Annotated in this window: 10 protein-coding genes; 3 read left to right on the top strand and 7 right to left on the bottom strand. The window is 51.6% G+C overall.

The features are described 5' to 3' along the window. Positions 1-93: 93 nt before the first annotated feature. The 3 genes from aspA to FOE74_RS15600 all read right to left on the bottom strand — a co-directional run bounded on the left by aspA (position 94) and on the right by FOE74_RS15600 (position 2,888). Positions 94-1,506 (bottom strand): aspartate ammonia-lyase, encoded by a 1,413-nt coding sequence (aspA, locus tag FOE74_RS15610; RefSeq protein ID WP_149099552.1) that lies wholly within the window; start codon positions 1,504-1,506, stop codon positions 94-96. Positions 1,507-1,660: 154 nt separating this feature from the next. Then, positions 1,661-1,921: a hypothetical protein gene (locus FOE74_RS15605; protein ID WP_149099551.1), complete on the bottom strand. Its 261-nt coding sequence runs from the start codon at positions 1,919-1,921 to the stop codon at positions 1,661-1,663. Between the two features lie 79 nt (positions 1,922-2,000). Continuing rightward, positions 2,001-2,888: a DMT family transporter gene (locus FOE74_RS15600; protein WP_149099550.1), complete on the bottom strand. Its 888-nt coding sequence runs from the start codon at positions 2,886-2,888 to the stop codon at positions 2,001-2,003. 630 nt (positions 2,889-3,518) lie between these two features. On the opposite strand from FOE74_RS15600, the gene FOE74_RS15590 reads away from it, so the two are divergent. Beyond that, complete coding sequence (locus FOE74_RS15590) at positions 3,519-5,411, top strand: amidophosphoribosyltransferase (protein WP_149099548.1); 1,893 nt, start codon at positions 3,519-3,521, stop codon at positions 5,409-5,411. A gap of 124 nt (positions 5,412-5,535) precedes the next feature. Here the strand turns inward: FOE74_RS15590 and FOE74_RS15585 are convergent, their stop codons facing one another. Then, positions 5,536-8,739 carry a T9SS type A sorting domain-containing protein gene (locus FOE74_RS15585; RefSeq protein ID WP_192576624.1) on the bottom strand — a complete coding sequence of 1,068 codons (3,204 nt, stop codon included), beginning with the start codon at positions 8,737-8,739 and terminating at the stop codon, positions 5,536-5,538. Positions 8,740-9,710: 971 nt separating this feature from the next. On the opposite strand from FOE74_RS15585, the gene FOE74_RS15580 reads away from it, so the two are divergent. Continuing rightward, complete coding sequence (locus tag FOE74_RS15580) at positions 9,711-11,267, top strand: GAF domain-containing protein (protein ID WP_149099546.1); 1,557 nt, start codon at positions 9,711-9,713, stop codon at positions 11,265-11,267. 51 nt (positions 11,268-11,318) lie between these two features. Further along, positions 11,319-15,401: a chemotaxis protein CheB gene (locus FOE74_RS15575; protein ID WP_149099545.1), complete on the top strand. Its 4,083-nt coding sequence runs from the start codon at positions 11,319-11,321 to the stop codon at positions 15,399-15,401. A gap of 212 nt (positions 15,402-15,613) precedes the next feature. Here FOE74_RS15575 and FOE74_RS15570 read toward each other — a convergent pair whose 3' ends face one another. From FOE74_RS15570 to FOE74_RS15565, 3 genes are read right to left on the bottom strand one after another with little or no spacing between them, the layout of a single operon-like run. Further along, positions 15,614-16,441: a hypothetical protein gene (locus FOE74_RS15570; RefSeq protein ID WP_149099544.1), complete on the bottom strand. Its 828-nt coding sequence runs from the start codon at positions 16,439-16,441 to the stop codon at positions 15,614-15,616. After that, a complete protein-coding gene (locus tag FOE74_RS21280; protein WP_188686828.1) occupies positions 16,438-16,614 on the bottom strand; it encodes a hypothetical protein in 177 nt (58 codons plus the stop codon). Before FOE74_RS21280 ends, FOE74_RS15570 begins: the two co-directional genes overlap by 4 nt. Continuing rightward, positions 16,614-17,699: a toxic anion resistance protein gene (locus FOE74_RS15565; protein ID WP_149099543.1), complete on the bottom strand. Its 1,086-nt coding sequence runs from the start codon at positions 17,697-17,699 to the stop codon at positions 16,614-16,616. Before FOE74_RS15565 ends, FOE74_RS21280 begins: the two co-directional genes overlap by 1 nt. Between the last annotated feature and the right edge of the window lie 9 nt (positions 17,700-17,708).

Raw genomic sequence — 17,708 nt, 5'->3', positions numbered from 1 at the left:
GAATGCCTGATCTAAGCTTAAAGACCACCGGAGGCCATTCCTCTACCTATTTTGGCCTTGTTTTACAAAAAAGAAAACAAAAACAGCGCTTCCCTACACATTGATGAACACGGGGTTGACCATGTTTTCAAATGAATAGATTTCATCCCATTTCTCCTGAGTGATCAGGCCCCTTTCCTGCACCACAATAGCATGGATAGACTTGCCGGTGGCCAAGGCTTCTTTGGCAATGGAGGCCGAAGTCTCGTACCCCAGGATTGGGTTCAGGGCGGTGACAATGCTTATGCTGCGCATAACCTCTTCGCGGCACACCTCCACGTTGGCTTCAATCCCATCAATACATTTGAGACGAAGCGTGTTAATAGCGTTGATCATGTAGTTCATGGACGTGAACAGGCTAAAGGCGATGACCGGCTCCATCACATTCAACTGCAACTGCCCGGCCTCGGCGGCCATGGTGATGGTCACATCCGCCCCTACCACATAAAAAGCGGTCTGGTTCACTACCTCCGGAATTACGGGATTCACCTTACCCGGCATGATGGAAGAACCGGGCTGCATTGGGGGTAGTTTGATTTCATTGAGGCCTGTGCGCGGACCCGAGGAAAGCAGGCGCAGGTCATTGCATATCTTGGAGATCTTGATGGCGCTCCGTTTCAACATAGCCGACACCAGCACGTAAGCCCCCATGTCTGAGGTGGCTTCCACCAGGTCGGGGGCCAGGGTGATGGGCAGTTTGGTGATCTGGGCCAGGTATTTGGTGCAAAGCTCGGGGTACCCTTCCGGGGCATTGATGCTGGTCCCGATGGCGGTGGCACCCATGTTACATTCGGTAAGCTTAGATTGGGCTTCCCGCAGGTGTTTGATGTCATCTCCCAGGGTGGTGGCAAACCCCTGAAACTCCTGGCCCAGCGTCATAGGAACGGCATCCTGCAGCTGGGTTCGGCCCATTTTCAGCACGTTTTTGAATTCCTCGGCCTTTTTCAGGAATGACTCCTGAAGGGCAACCAGGGCCTGCAGGTAAACATCCACTTTCAGGTGCAGGGCCATCATGATAGCCGTAGGATAGGTGTCGTTGGTGGATTGGGAGCAGTTGACGTGGTTGTTGGGGTGCAGGAAGGTATATTGCCCCTTCTGGTGCCCCAGGTACTCCAAGCCAATGTTGGCGATGACCTCATTGGCGTTCATGTTCACCGAGGTACCCGCCCCGCCCTGGATAAGGTCGGTTACAAACTGGTCGCGGTATTTGCCGGCAATCAATTCATCACAGGCGAACATGATGGCTTCCGCTATTGTAGGATCCAGCACGCCCAGGTCGCGGTTGGCCATGGCGGCAGCCTTTTTCACGTAGGCGAAGGCGACAATGAAAAGAGGCTCTGAGGCGTTGGTGATGCCGGTGATATTGAAATTCTCTAAGGCTCGCAGGGTCTGCACCCCATAATACACGGAGTTAGGAATCTCTTTTTCTCCCAGAAAATCATGTTCGGTTCTGAAGGTGGTGTCCATGTGCAATAGGTTTAAATACGGATGCGCGCATCATCTTGTACTTTACCCCATTTCAGGCAACTTTGTTTTCTCCGGCCCTCTGTCCCGGAGAAGAGTGTCATACCCTTTTAACCTGTTTTGGCAGCCTTTTCCGGAATATGCCGCCAAAACCCAGCTACACTTTCACAAACTTTACTTTGATGATGGTGGTGAGGTAGTCATAGATCTCCGTCACCTCTTTGTCATAGAGAAACGTGTTGTAAAAGTCGGCCTCCACCTTGCTCACCCGGCACCCGTTGTCCACCATCTGGAAAACCACCTCCCTGATCCGGAGCGGATGGCCAGCCAGGTTGAGCATGCACGTGGCATCCTGGGCTTCTACCAGCAGAAAAAGGTGGTGGAGGGCGTCATCGGCGTAAGGATTCAGATCGGTCATTTTTTACTAGTTGTTCTGCCTTGAACGAGTGAGTCCGGCCCATGGTATCGTTTTAGCACTATTTTTTACGAAACACCCGCTAAACAGCTACCTTTTTCGGCTTACTCACCAGGTATACCCCACCAAAAATCATACTGGCGTACAGGGCCTTTTGGAAGGTGAAGACGTCTTTGCCCAAGCCTACGGCGATCAGGATGGCAAACGCCGGTTGCAAATAGATGTACACCCCCACCAGCGCCGGGCTGGCGTATTTCATGGCCCACACATTTAACAGGTACGCCACAATGGTCATGCCTATCACCACAAAAGCAATGGCTCCCCAGATGGCTGCCGGGAAGGATCCGTAAGCCGGTTGAATGACCTGCCCCAGCCCAAAAGGAATAACCCCCACCGAACCCACCAGGAAAATACGGCTGACCACAGTAATAGGATTATAGCGCTGCATCAGAGGTTTTACCAGCACCAGAAAGGCCCCAAAGCTGGCCGCGTTCACCAGAATCAGGAGGTCGCCCAGCAGATGGCCCTGGGCATTGCCGGCCTTGCCAGAGATGAGCAGCAAGGCACCCAGACCCGCCAGAAGAATGCCTACCATGCGGAAAACCTGAATCCGTTCCTTCAGCAGGAAAGCGGACAACAGCACCACCACCACCGGCGAAACCGTCTGGATGAGCGAAGCATTGATGGGCGAGGTAAGGTTGAGGCCACTGAAGAACGAAAGTTGGTTGATGGTGATCCCGAACAGACCGCACAGGATCAGGCGGAGCCAGTCTTTCTTGCTCTGCACCTTCTCCTTCACCACAAACAAAGACAGGCTTCCGAACACCAGCACCGCACTCACCACCCTGATCACAATCAATCCGAAAGGCAAAATATACCGGGGCATGATCTCCTTGGCAATGCTGTAATTAGCCCCGTAGATAAGGGCTACCAAAAACAAGGCGCCATGCACCTGTAACTGTCTGTTCATGCCGCAAAGGTAGGCAACATTCAGAAGCCCTCCTGCGCCTACTCCTTCCTTTCCTACTCACTTTTCAGAAACTACCACCTAAACGGGAATCCCTCCGTCTTCTGCTCGATTAAGGGTTTTTCTTCAGCTTTCTTTTGCCCTGTTTTTAAGGAAAGAAAGCCAAAACGCTTAAAATGAGCAGAGAGTGAGGAAAATTTGATCACCGAATACTATGGATAAAATTGGAGGTAAGAAGAGCCTTCTGCGGCCTTGTAATATCATCCTGTCTCCCCAAGTTCAGGGTCTGTTAAAAGCCCAGGCTCAAAGGAGGCTTATTGGTAGAACACCATGATGAAGAACCTAGGCTCCTTACTTCCAGGGCTGAAGGCTAGTTCACCATTACCCAACAACAAATTCCGGTGGCACTTTTCAGGGGAGCTTTATCATCTTACAAAGGAAGAGGCAAGAGAGCAGGTCCCGGAACCGATAGGTCTCAGGACACTGCAGGATGGGTCGCCAGAAAAAGGGTTTTTCCTGTAGCAGGTTACGTATTTTTCCCATTACCTTTGCATGCCCGCTCTGCTCCTTTCAGAATGCAAGCTGGCTGCCGGAAGTCATTGAACCCGTGCTTTCGCCTTTAAACCTTTTACCATGAGTGATGCGATAAAACATGAGTGCGGCATAGCCCTGGTCCGCCTCCGCAAACCCTTAGAATATTACACTGAGAAATACGGCACTCCCATGTACGGGGTACAGAAAATGTACCTGCTCATGGAAAAACAGCATAACCGTGGCCAAGACGGGGCTGGTTTTGCCAGCATCAAGATCAATGCTACCCCCGGCACCGAATACATTGCCCGCTATAGGTCTGTCAAGACCAAGGCGATTGACGCTATTTTTGGGAAAATAAGCGAGAAATACGGCAAGATGAAGCGCAAGTTCCCGCAGGAATCCAAGAATGTAGAATGGCTCAGACAGAATCTCCCCTTTTTGGGTGATGTGTATCTGGGCCATTTGCGTTACGGCACCCACGGCGAGAACAGCGTTGACAACTGCCACCCCATGGTGCGCGAGAACAACTGGCGTAACCGGAGCCTGGCCGTAGCCGGTAACTTCAACATGACCAACGTTGACGAGCTCTTCAACGTGCTCACCGACCTGGGCCAGCACCCCCGCCAGAAGATTGACACCGTGACAGTACTGGAGAAGATCGGGCACTTCCTGGACGAGGAAAACCAGCGCCTCTTTGATTACTTCAAACCCGACCACAACAACGAAGAGATCACCGCCCTGATTGAAGAAAACCTGGACCTGCAGCGCGTTCTGCGCCGGGCCTGCAAGGACTTTGACGGCGGGTATGCCATGGCAGGGCTCACGGGCTACGGCGCCGCCTTCGTGGTGCGGGACCCATCGGGTATCCGGCCGGCATATTATTACATGGATGACGAGATCGTGGTGATCGCTTCGGAGAAACCGGCTATTAAAACCGCCTTCGGGGTGGAATACAGCCAGATCAAGGAAGTATCGCCGGGCCATGCGCTAATTATAAGTAAGAACGGCGAAGCCTCTGAGAAAGAGGTCTTGCCTGCTTTGGAGAAGAAATCCTGCAGCTTTGAGCGCATCTACTTCTCGCGCGGCAATGACCCCGAGATTTACCAGGAACGCAAGATGCTGGGCAAACTCCTGAGCCCGCAGGTCTTGAAAGCTGTGGACTACGATTTGGAGAATACCGTTTTCTCCTACATCCCCAATACCGCGGAGTCTTCTTTCCTGGGCATGATGGAAGGCGTGGAAGATTACCTGCGCACCTACCGCCGCTCGGCCATAGAGGAAGCCAACGGTGATGTGACCAAGCTGGAGAACATCCTTTCCTTCAAGCCCCGGGTAGAGAAACTGGTCATCAAAGACGCCAAGCTCCGCACCTTCATCACCGACAATGATTCGCGCGATGACCTGGTTGCCCACGTCTATGACACGACCTATGAGGTGGTGAAAAAAGGAATTGACACCGTGGTGGTGATTGATGATTCCATCGTGCGCGGTACCACCCTGGAGAAAAGCATCATCAAGATGTTGGACCGCCTGGGGCCGAAGAAAATCATCATCGTTTCCTGCGCCCCCCAAATTCGCTACCCAGACTGCTACGGCATTGACATGTCTAAGATGAAGGAGTTTGTGGCGTTCAGGGCCATGATGGGCTTGCTCAAAGACCATCAGCGCGAAGGAATGGCCACCGAGGTGTACCAAAAATGCCAAACCGCCCTGGCCAACGGGGCCGCCAAAGAGAAGAACTTCGTCCAGGAACTCTACGACCAGTTCACTCTGGAGGAAATCAGCTCTAAAGTTGCCCAGATTGTGAAAGCCCCTGGCGTGAAAGCCGAGGTGGAGGTGATTTTCCAGACCGTGGAAGGCCTTCACGCCGCTATTCCCAACCACATTGGCGACTGGTACTTCACCGGCAACTTCCCTACCCCGGGTGGGATGAAAGTGGTGAATAGAGCCTTCGTGAACTTCATGGAGAACAACAACGGCCGGGCTTACTAAGTCGCCAGAAGATTTTATGAACCGAGCGGCCCAGTCCGTTATTCAATAGCTAAAAAGAGAGGGCTGCACCATTCTGGTGCAGCCCTCTCTTTTTAGCCGTTTTTTCAAAAACAAGCCTTAAAACCTACTGTTTCACAAACCGCTCCTGCACCAAAGTTGTGTTTGTCTGGATCCGTAGAAGATAGGCACCAGCCGCCAGATGCTGCACCGGAATAACCAGCACGTCCTCGTGTTGAACAGGCTTTACCTGGATTACTCTGTTCCCCCTGATATCCATAATCTCAATAACTGCAGTAGGTTCTACACTTAGACCCCTGAGATACAAATAATCCTGGCTGGGGTTGGGATACAAGGTCATGGAAGCCAGGGAAGGTCCGCCTGCTTTTACCGCTACTACTTTACTGTATTCATACTTTCCGTCATAGTCAATCTGCTTCACGCGGTAGTACATGACAGTGGCATTCTTGGCCGTATGAAGAAAAGAATAGTGCTGCACCATTTGGCTGTTTCCTTTACCGGACACCGTTCCTATTTTCTGGAACCGCTTTCCATCTTCTGATACCTCTACTTCAAAGCGGTCATTGTTCACCTCCATGGCGGTGGCCCATTGCACCTGCACCTGCAGGTTTTTCCACTCAGCTCTCACGTGCAGCCAAGTTACCGGCAACACACCTTCCACTGTTCCCAAGGCTAGTTGACCAAAGGCGTTCACGTTATTCCGTTGGGCATAGCCGCCCACCACCGTCCGGCCTTCTTTTCCCGCAGGCTCTAATGTTCCGCCACCCGTAGTCCACTCTTTACCGCTGGCAGCGCCCATTGGCCGGGTCAACAACCCGAACCTGTTGTCTGATACATTGGGGAAGCCAAGCAGAGAAGCCTGGGCGGTATACTTTCCAGTGGCAGGCGTGGCATTGGGTTGTACTTGCCATACCCCTTCCTTCTCTAAAAAGGCGTATCGCAAACTCTCTTCCGTGACCTGAAGGTCCTGGTCCTGGTGGTGCGAGAGCGGGGTAAAGTTCACCAGAATGCTTTGGAAACCATTTCCGCTTAATCCATTAGATATCAGGTCTACATTCCGTTTTCCTGCAGAATTTCCTACCGGGAAGGAATAGGTGCCACTGCTGCCTACCGCCCGCCTCAAATTACCCTGGATGTATAAAGAGGCATCTACTATTTTCAAAGCATTGGGGTCCTGGTTCAGGAGAGACAACTCATGCCCCTCTGTTTTAACGATTCCGCTTTTCAGGGTGATGCCCTGGCTTACGCTGACCGCCTTGGACAGTGTAACGCCGCCGCCGGTTTTAGCCACCAGTAGTTGGGCCACTGTGCTTGGCAAGGCCTCTCCGGTCACCATCTCAGAGTTCCCAATGAAGCCATAGTGGGCTTGGGCAGAAAAAGACCGGGTACCACTCACCCGCACATTGCCAGCAGAAGTCCCCGTACCGCTAGCGGTGATTCCCTGCGGAGACCCATATAACAAGGTTGCCCCTGGTTCCAGCACGAAGTTCCCGGTTCCTCCCACGGCGCGGTTACTGCCTATCTGAAACACAGCCGGGGCTTTAACGGTGAGCGTTCCGCTTACATCAAAATTGGCACTAACCAACTGGTTTCCAGACTCATTCATCGTATTCGCAACTGCGGCGGTGAGCAACAGATGTTGGTAGGTCACTTTCTGGGAGGATCCATAAGTTCCTCTGATGGATTGGTGTTGGCCGTTGATCGTCCCATAGAACTCAATGGTGCCGCCACTGAGGGTATACGGTGTATTTTTCCCGTCTAGTTCTGGGAAGGTGGTACCGGTTCTGCTGGTCCTGAACACGCCGCCGGTCATGGTTAAACCCGCATCTCCCTTCAAAGACTTGTTCGTGATATCCAGAATGGCGTTGGGTAGAATGGTCAAATTCTGATTCACCGTGGTAGTGGTGGAAATGGTTTTTGAAGAGATACCAGGTTCATTCTTGCCGCTGATCAGCAGGTTGTGGTAAATGTTAGACGCTCCTCCTCTTATAATTTGGTTTCCCTGACCAGCCAATTCAACAGTACCTCCGGTTAATTCATAGTCTCCTGAAAGGAGGGGCACAGTGGTGTTCAACGTGTGAATCTGATAGGCCCCACCACTCATGACCAATTTACCGCTACCAGTCACATCTCCTGAAGCAGTGGCCACCAAGGTGCCATTCCTGATCTCTAATCTACCTCCCTGAGGATATTGACCGGTATTACTGGAAATACCAACATTGCTGGTGACGGTGACGGTAGTAGGATTGTCTATGATGATGATTTTGCCACTGGCAGTAGTGGGGAAAGCGGTTCCGGTTTGTTGTGGGACTTTGCCATTGTAGACATAGGTTGCCAAATGGTTGAAAGATCTCCTGCTGTCAGAAACCTGTACGTTCCCACTCAGGCCGGTAGCATTGATACCTGCGGCGCTGGTGACAAACAACGTGCCGCCCTGTTCCAGCCTGAAGTAGCCCTGCCCCTGTACCTGATAGCCCTGCCCCGCAGCATCGGTGGCAAAATCCAGCGTACCGCCGTTCTCAACGGCCAAGGTACTGGCATACACAGAATTGGTTGGGTTTAGTAAGAGGTTGCTCCCAAGCCGAACCAAGGCTCCGCCTTTGACTGTCAAGGAGACATGGTTTACCGGTCCGGCCGCCTGGAGCATTTGCCAAGAAGTTCCGTTAAACCGGATCCCGCTCTTGCTCGCGTCAATGGTACTGTTGCTGTTCAGGACAGAGGCAGCATCTGTGGTTAGATTCCCTTTCAGGTCAAGCGTGGATACCACAGAAGCAGTAGGCCCCGGGGTAAAGGTGAGGGTGGCTTGTTGCAAGACTAAGTCGCCGGCTACGGAAAGGTTGCCGGTTCCGCTGGTTTGGTTTTGCAGCACGTAGCTACCACCAGCTAAGGTGAGGTGTTGGCCAAACTGAAGGGAAAGGTTGGGGCCCGCCAAAAAAACAAGTGAAGAGGAAGCGGCTAAGGTCGCTTGAAAACCCTGGGCAGCCAATGGTGCCGAAGAATCAAGGAGTTGCCACTGGGTATTGGCGTTGGGGAGGGCTAGGGTCACTTTGCCGAACCAATAGCCATGGGCCTGCGGACTGAGCTGGGTGTTACTGAACAAAAGGGCATTAGCCTCCGCTGACTCAATTCTGATTTCAGAATTGGCATCAATCTCCTCTGTGCCTGCCCAAATCAAAGCACTGGATTTATAAGCTGCGTTTTTGATTCTTAACCTGGAGCCCGCCAGCAACTGCAAGGTTCCCCGGTTTTCTATTTCTCCTTCCTGTACCAGTTCCGCTAAATCTGAAATGGTAAGTTTGGCTGTGGTCAACAGCTTTTGACTCCCTGGTATGGTAAATGTCTTTTGGGAGGCAATGAACAGGGTAGCCACCTGGAGAGAACCTGATAATTGGGCAGTATGCTCTACGAAAAGCGTACTGGTTATGGGAAGGGGGTACGAAGCGGGCTTCCAGGTTCCATCAGCAGCAAACTGCTCTAAAACACATGTGCCCCCGGTTTGGCTTAAGGTTCCAGTAGAAGCAGTTCGGTAATCGCCCACTACAAAAGTACTAGGTGATTGGGCTGATCCAAATAGATGAAAGGAGGTAATAAATAAGAAAATTAAGAGGGAAATTTTTGGAGAAAGGTTTACATAACCAGGGTAGCAGGCTCTAACCATCATCTTGAATGCTTTATTAGTTTATAATTTTTTATTTAATATTTATAGTATAATCCAGCAAACCAGAGTACGGCAAGAGAAGTTCAATCAAATGTTAATGTTTTATATTTATATAATTATATTAAAACTTAGTTTACTTGACTTTTTTCAAAAAGCATGATTATAAAAATCCCTCTATTCCTGTTAAAGCACAGCCGATAAAAATAAAATCCTAAAAACTGGTGATAAAAAATTCCTGCTTTTAGAAGGCTAGACTTTCTAGGGTAGTCAGGTCAAGGGGAAATTTCTTAATGGAAGCTGTGTTTCTTCTGGCAAAGCAGAAAGTCAAACCTATGGTAAGAGCAGTATTAGAAGCCCCCAAACAGGAGGATCCTCAGGTTTAAAAGGAGCAATCATTCTTTTTTCTTCAGCAGTGGCTAGGATAGATACGTAGAAGCGAATTCACAATATTTTTAGAGTTCCTAATCCTGTCGTACTTTTGAAATAATTGAACCCGCCCATGGTGCCCTACTCTAAATCCTAGCAAAGTAGTAGCAAGTCATAGGGCATCCAGAAACTGGAAGCGCACTTCCCCCTGGACCGCTTACGCGTACCTATAGCCTTTTACAGACTACTACTACCCCATGGAAAAAAAGCAGGCCCCCATTAGCTTCACCATTGAAAAAAACTACGACTCTGACTTTTGCGGAAGCATCCCGCTGCATTTAGTAAATCTTATCCAACCCCACGGTGTCTTGCTTACCTTAGAAAAAGACAGCCTGCGGCTAGTACAAGTAAGTGAGAACGTGGAGCAATTGCTGGGCATACCAGCTTCTGATATCCTGGACAAGCCTATTTCCGCTATTCTTCCGCCATCGCAGTTTGAGCTTTTCAAGACGCATGTGCAGAGAAAGGTGAACCAGGTAAAAGTACCTTTCAGCCTCACGTTCCTGGTAGAGGAAAAAGAAGCCGCCTACACCGCCTTGGTTCACCCAAGAGAAGACTATGTATTGGTTGAACTAGAAGACAACCAAAGCTCTTCTGCGAAAGACTCTTTCCTTGAATTATACCAGCAAATCAAATACCTCACCTCTTTGATAAAAGGGGCGGAAAACATCCAGGAAATTGCTCAGATCACGGTAGAGGAAATAAAGAAACTAACCGGATTTGACCGCGTGCTGGCCTATCAGTTTGACCCTCAATGGAACGGGGTGGTCATAGGCCAAGCCAAGGAAGAAGGCATGGATGATTACCTGGGGTTGCGTTTCCCGGCCTCTGATGTCCCCAAACAATCAAGGGATTTGTACTACAGCAACCCTTACCGCCTGATTCCAACCAGAGAGTACACCCCCGTCCGGCTAAGGCCCCTCATCAACCCGCTCACCCAGCAATTCACCGATCTATCTGACTGTAACCTCAGAAGTGTGGCCACCGTGCATTTGGAGTACCTGGCCAACCTGCAAGTCAGGGCTTCCATGTCAATGCCTTTTATAGTGGACAACAAACTGTGGGGCCTGGTTTCCTGCCACCACAGACAGCCCATGAACCCCAGTTATGAGATTCGGTCGGCGCTGGATTTACTGGCGGGAATTGTATCAGCCCAGCTGGCGGCGAAAGAGCGGGAGCACACCATTACGTTGCGGGCCCAGTTGCGGGGCATTCATGCCCAACTACTGGAACAGCTGTATACTACCGCCTCTCTCTCAGAGGGCCTTTTGTCTGGTGCCTCCACCATTATGAACCTGCTAAACCTTTCCGGGGCGGCACTGTTGTTTGAGGGAGCTGTGTGGACCGGTGGGGAAACGCCTTCGGCCCAAGACCTGAAAGAATTGATTTACTGGCTCCGCCGAAACAATACAGACAAGCTTTTTGCCACCGACACCCTCCCCCACCAATACGTGCGGGCCCGGGACTACAAAGACGTGGCCAGTGGCTTGATTGTACTTCCTATCAATGCCGCCCAGGGGGATTATATCCTGGGTTTTAGGGCCGAGGTGCTCCAGACCATAAGCTGGGGCGGAGACCCTAACCAGGCTATTAAGTTGGAGCCAGACGGAAAGTCCTACCACCCTCGCAACTCCTTTGCGACCTACCAAGAAACCGTGAAACATACCTCCCTGCCTTGGTTGGAAGAAGAAGTAGAGGCCGCTGAATCCTTACGAAGTGCTGTCTTGGAAAAAATTATCAAGGAAAGATATTGAGAACCCTCCTTGCCCAGTTTCTTTTAAGATAGAACTTTAACACCATTTCCCATGGTAAATTTGAAAAAGCCAGCCACTGCCCCTAAAACAGACCATTATCTGGTAGGGATAGGGGCTTCTGCGGGTGGCCTGGAGGCTATTCATAAGTTATTTGACCATTTTCCAAATAACTCCAGCTTTTCGTTTGTCATTATCCAGCACCTGTCGCCTGACCATAAGAGCCTGATGGCAGAGCTGCTGTCTAAGCATACCCAAATGCGGGTGCAGGAAGCGGAGCATGACATGGTCACCCGCCCCAACTGTATCTATGTGCTGCCCAGCGGCAAGCAGCTGACCCTCCAGAATGGCCGGTTACGCCTGGTGGACCAAATCAGGAACCGGGAGCCTAACTTCGCCATTGATGTCTTTTTTGAGTCCCTGGCCAAGGACCGGGGCCGGTATGCCATTGGCCTCGTGCTTTCTGGCACCGGCACAGACGGTACCAAAGGCGTGAAGATGATCAAGGCGGCCGGGGGCATGGTGATGGTACAAGACCCGGCTACCGCCAAATTTGACGGCATGCCCCGCAGTGCCATTGACACCGGGGCCGTGGATTATGTTTTCGCCCCAGAGCACATGCCCCATGAAATCATGGAATACACCCGCCAGCTCCCATTGGTGCAGAACCTGACCGAACAGGACGGAAGCATAGAAAACGAGGAAGTACTCCAGGAAATCCTGGACCTCATCTGTACCCATACCCAAACCAATTTCAAGAGCTACAAGCAGGGCACCATCTACCGCCGCCTTAAAAAGCGGATGGACCTGCTGGAGGTGGCCTCCCTGCCAGCGTACCTCACCTACATCCATGAGAACCCTGCTGAGATCAAGCAGCTCTGCCAGGAATTCCTGATTGGCGTGACCCGCTTTTTCCGGGATCCGGAGGCCTTTGACGTGCTGGAGCAGGAGATAATCCCTACCATCATTGCCAATACCCCTCCGGAGGAAACCATCAAGGTGTGGGTGGCGGCGTGCAGCACCGGCGAGGAAGCCTATTCCATTGCCATGCTGTTTCAGGAGGGTTTTCAGAAAGTAGGCCGGGAACCGCAGGTGAAGCTGTTCGCCACGGACATTGACCAGCGCGCCATCAGGCAGGCCTCTAAGGGTGTTTATCCGGCCTCCATTGCCAAAGAAATCTCAGAGAAGCGGTTGCAGCAGTTCTTCCATTTCAAGAGCAACCGCTACACCATCAAGGAAGACCTGCGGCAACTGGTGGTGTTTGCCCAGCATGACCTGCAGAAAGACCCTCCCTTTAGCCGCATAGACCTTATCTCGTGCCGCAACATGCTCATCTACCTGAACCCAGACCTCCAGAAGAAGGTAATGTCGGTGTTCCCGTACGCCTTGAAGCTGGAGGGGTACCTGTTCCTGGGCCCAAGTGAGCACATTGGGGAGTTGAAGAACTTCTTCGTGGAAAAGGACCGGAAATGGAAGATTTTCCAGAAGGTGAAAGAAAGCAAGGGAATCCAACAGACCTACGGGGTAAGCCATCACTCCCATGCCTCTTCTGAAGGCCGGGGCACCACCTACCGGAGTGCGCAGGCCCTTAAGTACAATGAACTGTTCCTAGATGCCGTGGCCGATGACCTGAAGATGACCGGCCTCTACATTGATGACAACTACCACCTTTTGCACGGCGTGGGCGATTTCAACCGTTTCCTGAAACTACCCCAGAAACGGCTGCAACTGAACCTCTTGGAAATGGTGCCTAAGGAACTGGCCGTCACCTTGAGCGTGGAGATCAGAAAGGTGCTCAAAACCCACAAAACCCTCTCCAGACAGGTCATGGTAGCATTGGGTTCAAAAACCCAGCTGGTGAACCTTACGGTGAAACCTATCTCCGTGGAGAAAGACCTGCCCAAGGTGTTGCTGGTGCTGCTCCAGGAGGTAGGGAAAGCCAACCCCTCGCTCAAAACCCTGCAGCCTTCCTTGGTCTCTGAGACAGACACCGATTATTTCCACCAGCTTTCCATTTTAGAGGCCGAATTGAAGGAGGCCCGTGAAAGCCTTCATCTGACCGTGCAGGACCTGAGCACCTCCAATGAAGAACTGCAGTCAACCAATGAAGAACTCATGTCGTCCAATGAGGAACTGCAAAGCTCCAATGAAGAGATGCAGTCGCTCAATGAGGAGCTGCATACGGTGAACTCTGAGCACCAGCTCAAGATAAAAGAACTGCAGGAGCTGAACGAAGATTTGGACAACTACATCAGAAGCTCCAACATAGGGCAGCTCTTCCTGGACCATCACCTGGCCATCAGGAAATTCACCCCCACGGTCATGCAGCTGATCAACATCATGGACTTAGACATAGGCCGACCCATCCACCACCTGTCGCATAACCTGAAGTACAGTGGCTGGCTGGAAGACATCCAGAAAGTGAACAACACCTCCACGGAGGTAGAGCGGGAACTGGAGACTACCAAGGGTAAGTACTTCCTGATGCGGATCATCCCCTACCTCAAACATGACGGCACCAAAGACGGGGTGGTGTTAAGCTTTGTGGAAATCACCACCATGAAAACCCTCAGCAATGTGGTGCAGGGCGTCTTGAACAGTTCGCTCAACAACATCATGGCGTTCCAGGCGGAACGAAATGAGGAACAGGAAATAGTGGATTTCCGGTGGAGCATGCTCAACCGGAAAGCGGAGCAACTGATAGGGAAATCACAAGCCCAACTCTTGCACCAGAGCGTATTGCACGAGATGGCTTTTTTAAAGAAATCCGGGTTGTTCAAAAAATTCGTTCAGGTGGTGGAAACCGGGCAGCCCCTGCACATAGAGCAGGGCCTGGAAATAAACGGTCAGCGCAATTGGTATGAGGTGGCTGCCGCCCAGATGGGCGAAGGCTTGACCGTCACCATGGGTGACATCACCGAGAAGCGGATAAGTGAGGAGAAGATCCTGATGGCCTATGAAGACCTGAAACGGGCCGAGGAAGACCTTATCAAACTGAACACGGAATTGGAGGTACGGGTAGCAGAAAGAACCAAAGAGTTATCTGAAAGCCAGGAACGCTTCCGGCTGGTATCCATGGCCACCAATGACGTGGTCTGGGACTGGAACCTCATCACCAACGAGCTCTGGTGGAGTGACACCCTCAAACCCATCTTAGGCTACGAACCCGAGGAAATGGGCAAGGGGATTAACGCCTGGTTTGGGAAAATCCACCCCGAAGACAAGCAGCGGGTGATCAAAGGCATCAATGAGGCCATTAACTCAGGTCAGGACCAATGGGTGGAAGAGTTCAAGCTTACCCGCGCCGATGGTTCGTTTGCCTTTGTCTACAACCGGGCCTACATCCTGCACAATGAGTACCAGGTGCCGTACCGCGTGCTGGGTTCCTTCATTGACCTCTCAGACCTGAAAGACACGCAGATGAAACTCAAAGACACCAATGCCCACTTGCTGCGCGTGATTGATGACCTTGACAATTTCGTGTACACTGCCTCCCATGATCTAAAAGCCCCTATCCACAACATTGAGGCCCTATTACGGGAACTGCAGGTAGAACTGCCCCGCGAGGATTTTGAGATGATGGACGTGCAGCAGATCATGAACATGATGCAGGGCGCCATTGAGCGTTTCAAGAAAACCATTGGTAACCTCACCGAGATCACCAAGCTCCAGAATGACCACAGCACTGATGTGACCAGCGTAGACCTGGCCCATCTGGTGCAGGACGTAAGCCTTGACCTGGACCCTTTGATCAAGGAAGCCGGAGCTCACCTGGACCTGGATGTAAGCCAATGCCCTTATATCTCCTTCTCTGAGAAGAATTTGCGCAGCATTGTCTATAACCTGATCTCCAACGCCATCAAATACCGGTCCCCGGAACGGGAGCCCAGGATTACCGTGAGGTGCCAGGAACAGAAGAAGTACCTGGTGCTGGAGGTGCAAGACAACGGGTTGGGGCTTCCCCAGGAACAGCAGGAGCAGCTGTTCTCCATGTTCCAACGCTTCCATGACCATGTGGAAGGCACGGGCATTGGATTGTACATGGTGAAGAAGATCCTGAACAATGCCGGCGGCAAAATAGAGGTAGACAGCCATCTAGGCGAAGGCACCACGTTTAGGGTGTTCCTCCCAAAATAACTTGCCATTCCTCTAAGGGCTCCTACAGAAAAGCCTCGTTTTGGCGCTGCTTTATTAAAAACACCACCAAAACGAGGCTTTTCTGTAGGAGCAATCTTATGCGGTAGCCCTTTCTAATTGATGGTCCTTTTCTATTCTCAGACTGATTTACCAAAGCAAGTGGTTTATTCCACCAAGAACTGGTATCAAGGAGACAAGGCGGTGCCTGGTCTCTACTTTCCGCCGTTCCGGTAGATTCTGACGGGGAAAAGCCGGTAGTCGTTCAGGTTAAGGGCGTACAGGAAGCCCTCCCAGTGGATGACAGGCACAATGCCCGTAGGTTGGATGCCGTTGTTGTTGGGAATGGTGACCAGGGCATTGCCCACGTAAGACACCTCCTTGAGCCCCAGGCGCAGGGCCAGGTGGTGCTGGAAGGCTTCTTTCTGGTCTTTGGAAGAGGTAAAACCAATCTGTTTCGCCACCAGCTCCTCAGACTTCCCTTCGGTGTAATACGTGACTTTCTCTACGGTATTGATGGAGATGTCTGGCACGTACAGGCGGGGCACGGCGGTTCTGGCCTCCCCGGCATTGTAGAACTTAACTGAATTGGTGATTGGCTGTACCAGATCAGGCAGGTTGGCGATTTTCTCCAGCCGCTTCAGCCTTTCAACCTGGCTCTTCTGGGCGGAAACCTCTATGGTACCGCTGGCGCCCGTGGCTCCCTGTGACAAGAGGGCATGTTTCTGGTGTACGTCCAGGATGGCGGTGAAAGTGGTAAGGAAATGGTCGGTGTTCTTCAGGTGGAACAGCTCCAGGTCATGGAACTTCTTCCGGGACACCAGGTACGTGTGGATGTTCTTGGTCTTCTCATAGACCGCCTTCATCTTGGCGGCCTGTGGGGTACCTTTGTACCGCAGCCCCAACTCCTGCAGCTGCGTGAGCCGGCGGGTAGAATCATTGATGTACGCTATCTCCTGTACTCCAAAATCAACGGGCGCGCCTACTACTTTCCTTTTGCCCGTTTCTTTCATCCCAAACAGGGTCCGCATGAACTCTATCATTCAGTAAGAATCTTTTTTAGGTGGAGCGTCTCAATTTCAACCTGTATTTTCTCGGCGTTCTTCTGGTTCTCAAAGAAATTGTCCAGGTTGTTTAAATACAGGTCTAAGAGGGAGTCCTGCTCCTGCGTCAGGACTCCTTCCAGGGATTTCTCAGGCGAGATATTTCCGGCCATTATTCAATTTCTATGCGTTTAGATTTGCCCAGCGTGCCCAGGATCTTACTGTTCAGCTCTTCCTGCACCTGTGCGAGCTCTTTCACCGCCTCGGCCCGTTTGCGGCTTCCTTCCTCAGAGATTTTTATTACGGCATCCAGGGTCTCTACCATGTCTTTGTTTACCTTTTTAAGGGTATCCAAATCCACAATGCCCCGCTCGTTCTCCTGCGCGGCGGTGACCACATTTGTCTTGAGCAACTGAGAGTTCTTGAGCAGCATCTCATTGGTAGTATCAGTTACCTTCTTCTGGATTTCCAGGGCCTTGCGCTGTTTCTCCAGGCCCAAGGCAATGGCTACCTGCTGGCGCCACACCGGAATCACGGTCACAATGGAGTTCTGGATCTTCTGGGCCAACACATCATTGGTGGTCTGGATCATGCGGATCTGCGGCATGGATTGGGTGGCAATCGTATGCGACAAGGTGAAATCGTGCACCTTTTTCTCTAAACGGTCTTTAAACGCCACCATATCAGCCAGGCGCTGCACCACCAGTTCGTCTTGCCCGCTGCTTTCCACCTCAGACTGCAGTTGCGGAATGAGTTGGTTCTCAATCTCGTCAATCTTCATCTTGCCGGCAGCTATCAGCGAGCGCACCTCATGGATGTACTCCACCACCTGCTTGAACATGACCTCCAGACCGGTAGAGTCTTTCAAGACGCTCTGACGGGTTTTCTCCAGCTTCACCACCACATCATCTACGTTCTCGGCCACTGAGTTGTATTGGCTGGCCAGCTGTTTGGTCTTGTCTTTGATCTTGCCCACAAACGGAAGTCGGGAGAAGAACCCTGGTTTCTCCGTCTCGTCTACCTTGATCATGTTGATCTGGGTGAGCAGTTCATTGATGGCCTCGCCGGCATCTCCAGAGTCTTTAGCCTTCACCTTGCTCAGGAGCTCATTGGAGTAGTAGCCTAGCTTGCGCTGGGTTTCCACTCCAAAGGAACTGAGGCTCTCGGGCTTGGCGGGATCTATGGTCTTGGAGATTTCCAGGGCTTTCTGCTGGATCAGCTCTTTGTTCTCTGACAGAACGATATCTTTATTTTCCATGGTGGTTCT

Source organism: Rufibacter glacialis, from assembly GCF_008271745.1.
In the GTDB taxonomy this organism is placed as follows: domain Bacteria; phylum Bacteroidota; class Bacteroidia; order Cytophagales; family Hymenobacteraceae; genus Nibribacter; species Nibribacter glacialis.
This window is presented reverse-complemented; position numbering and strand designations above follow the sequence as displayed.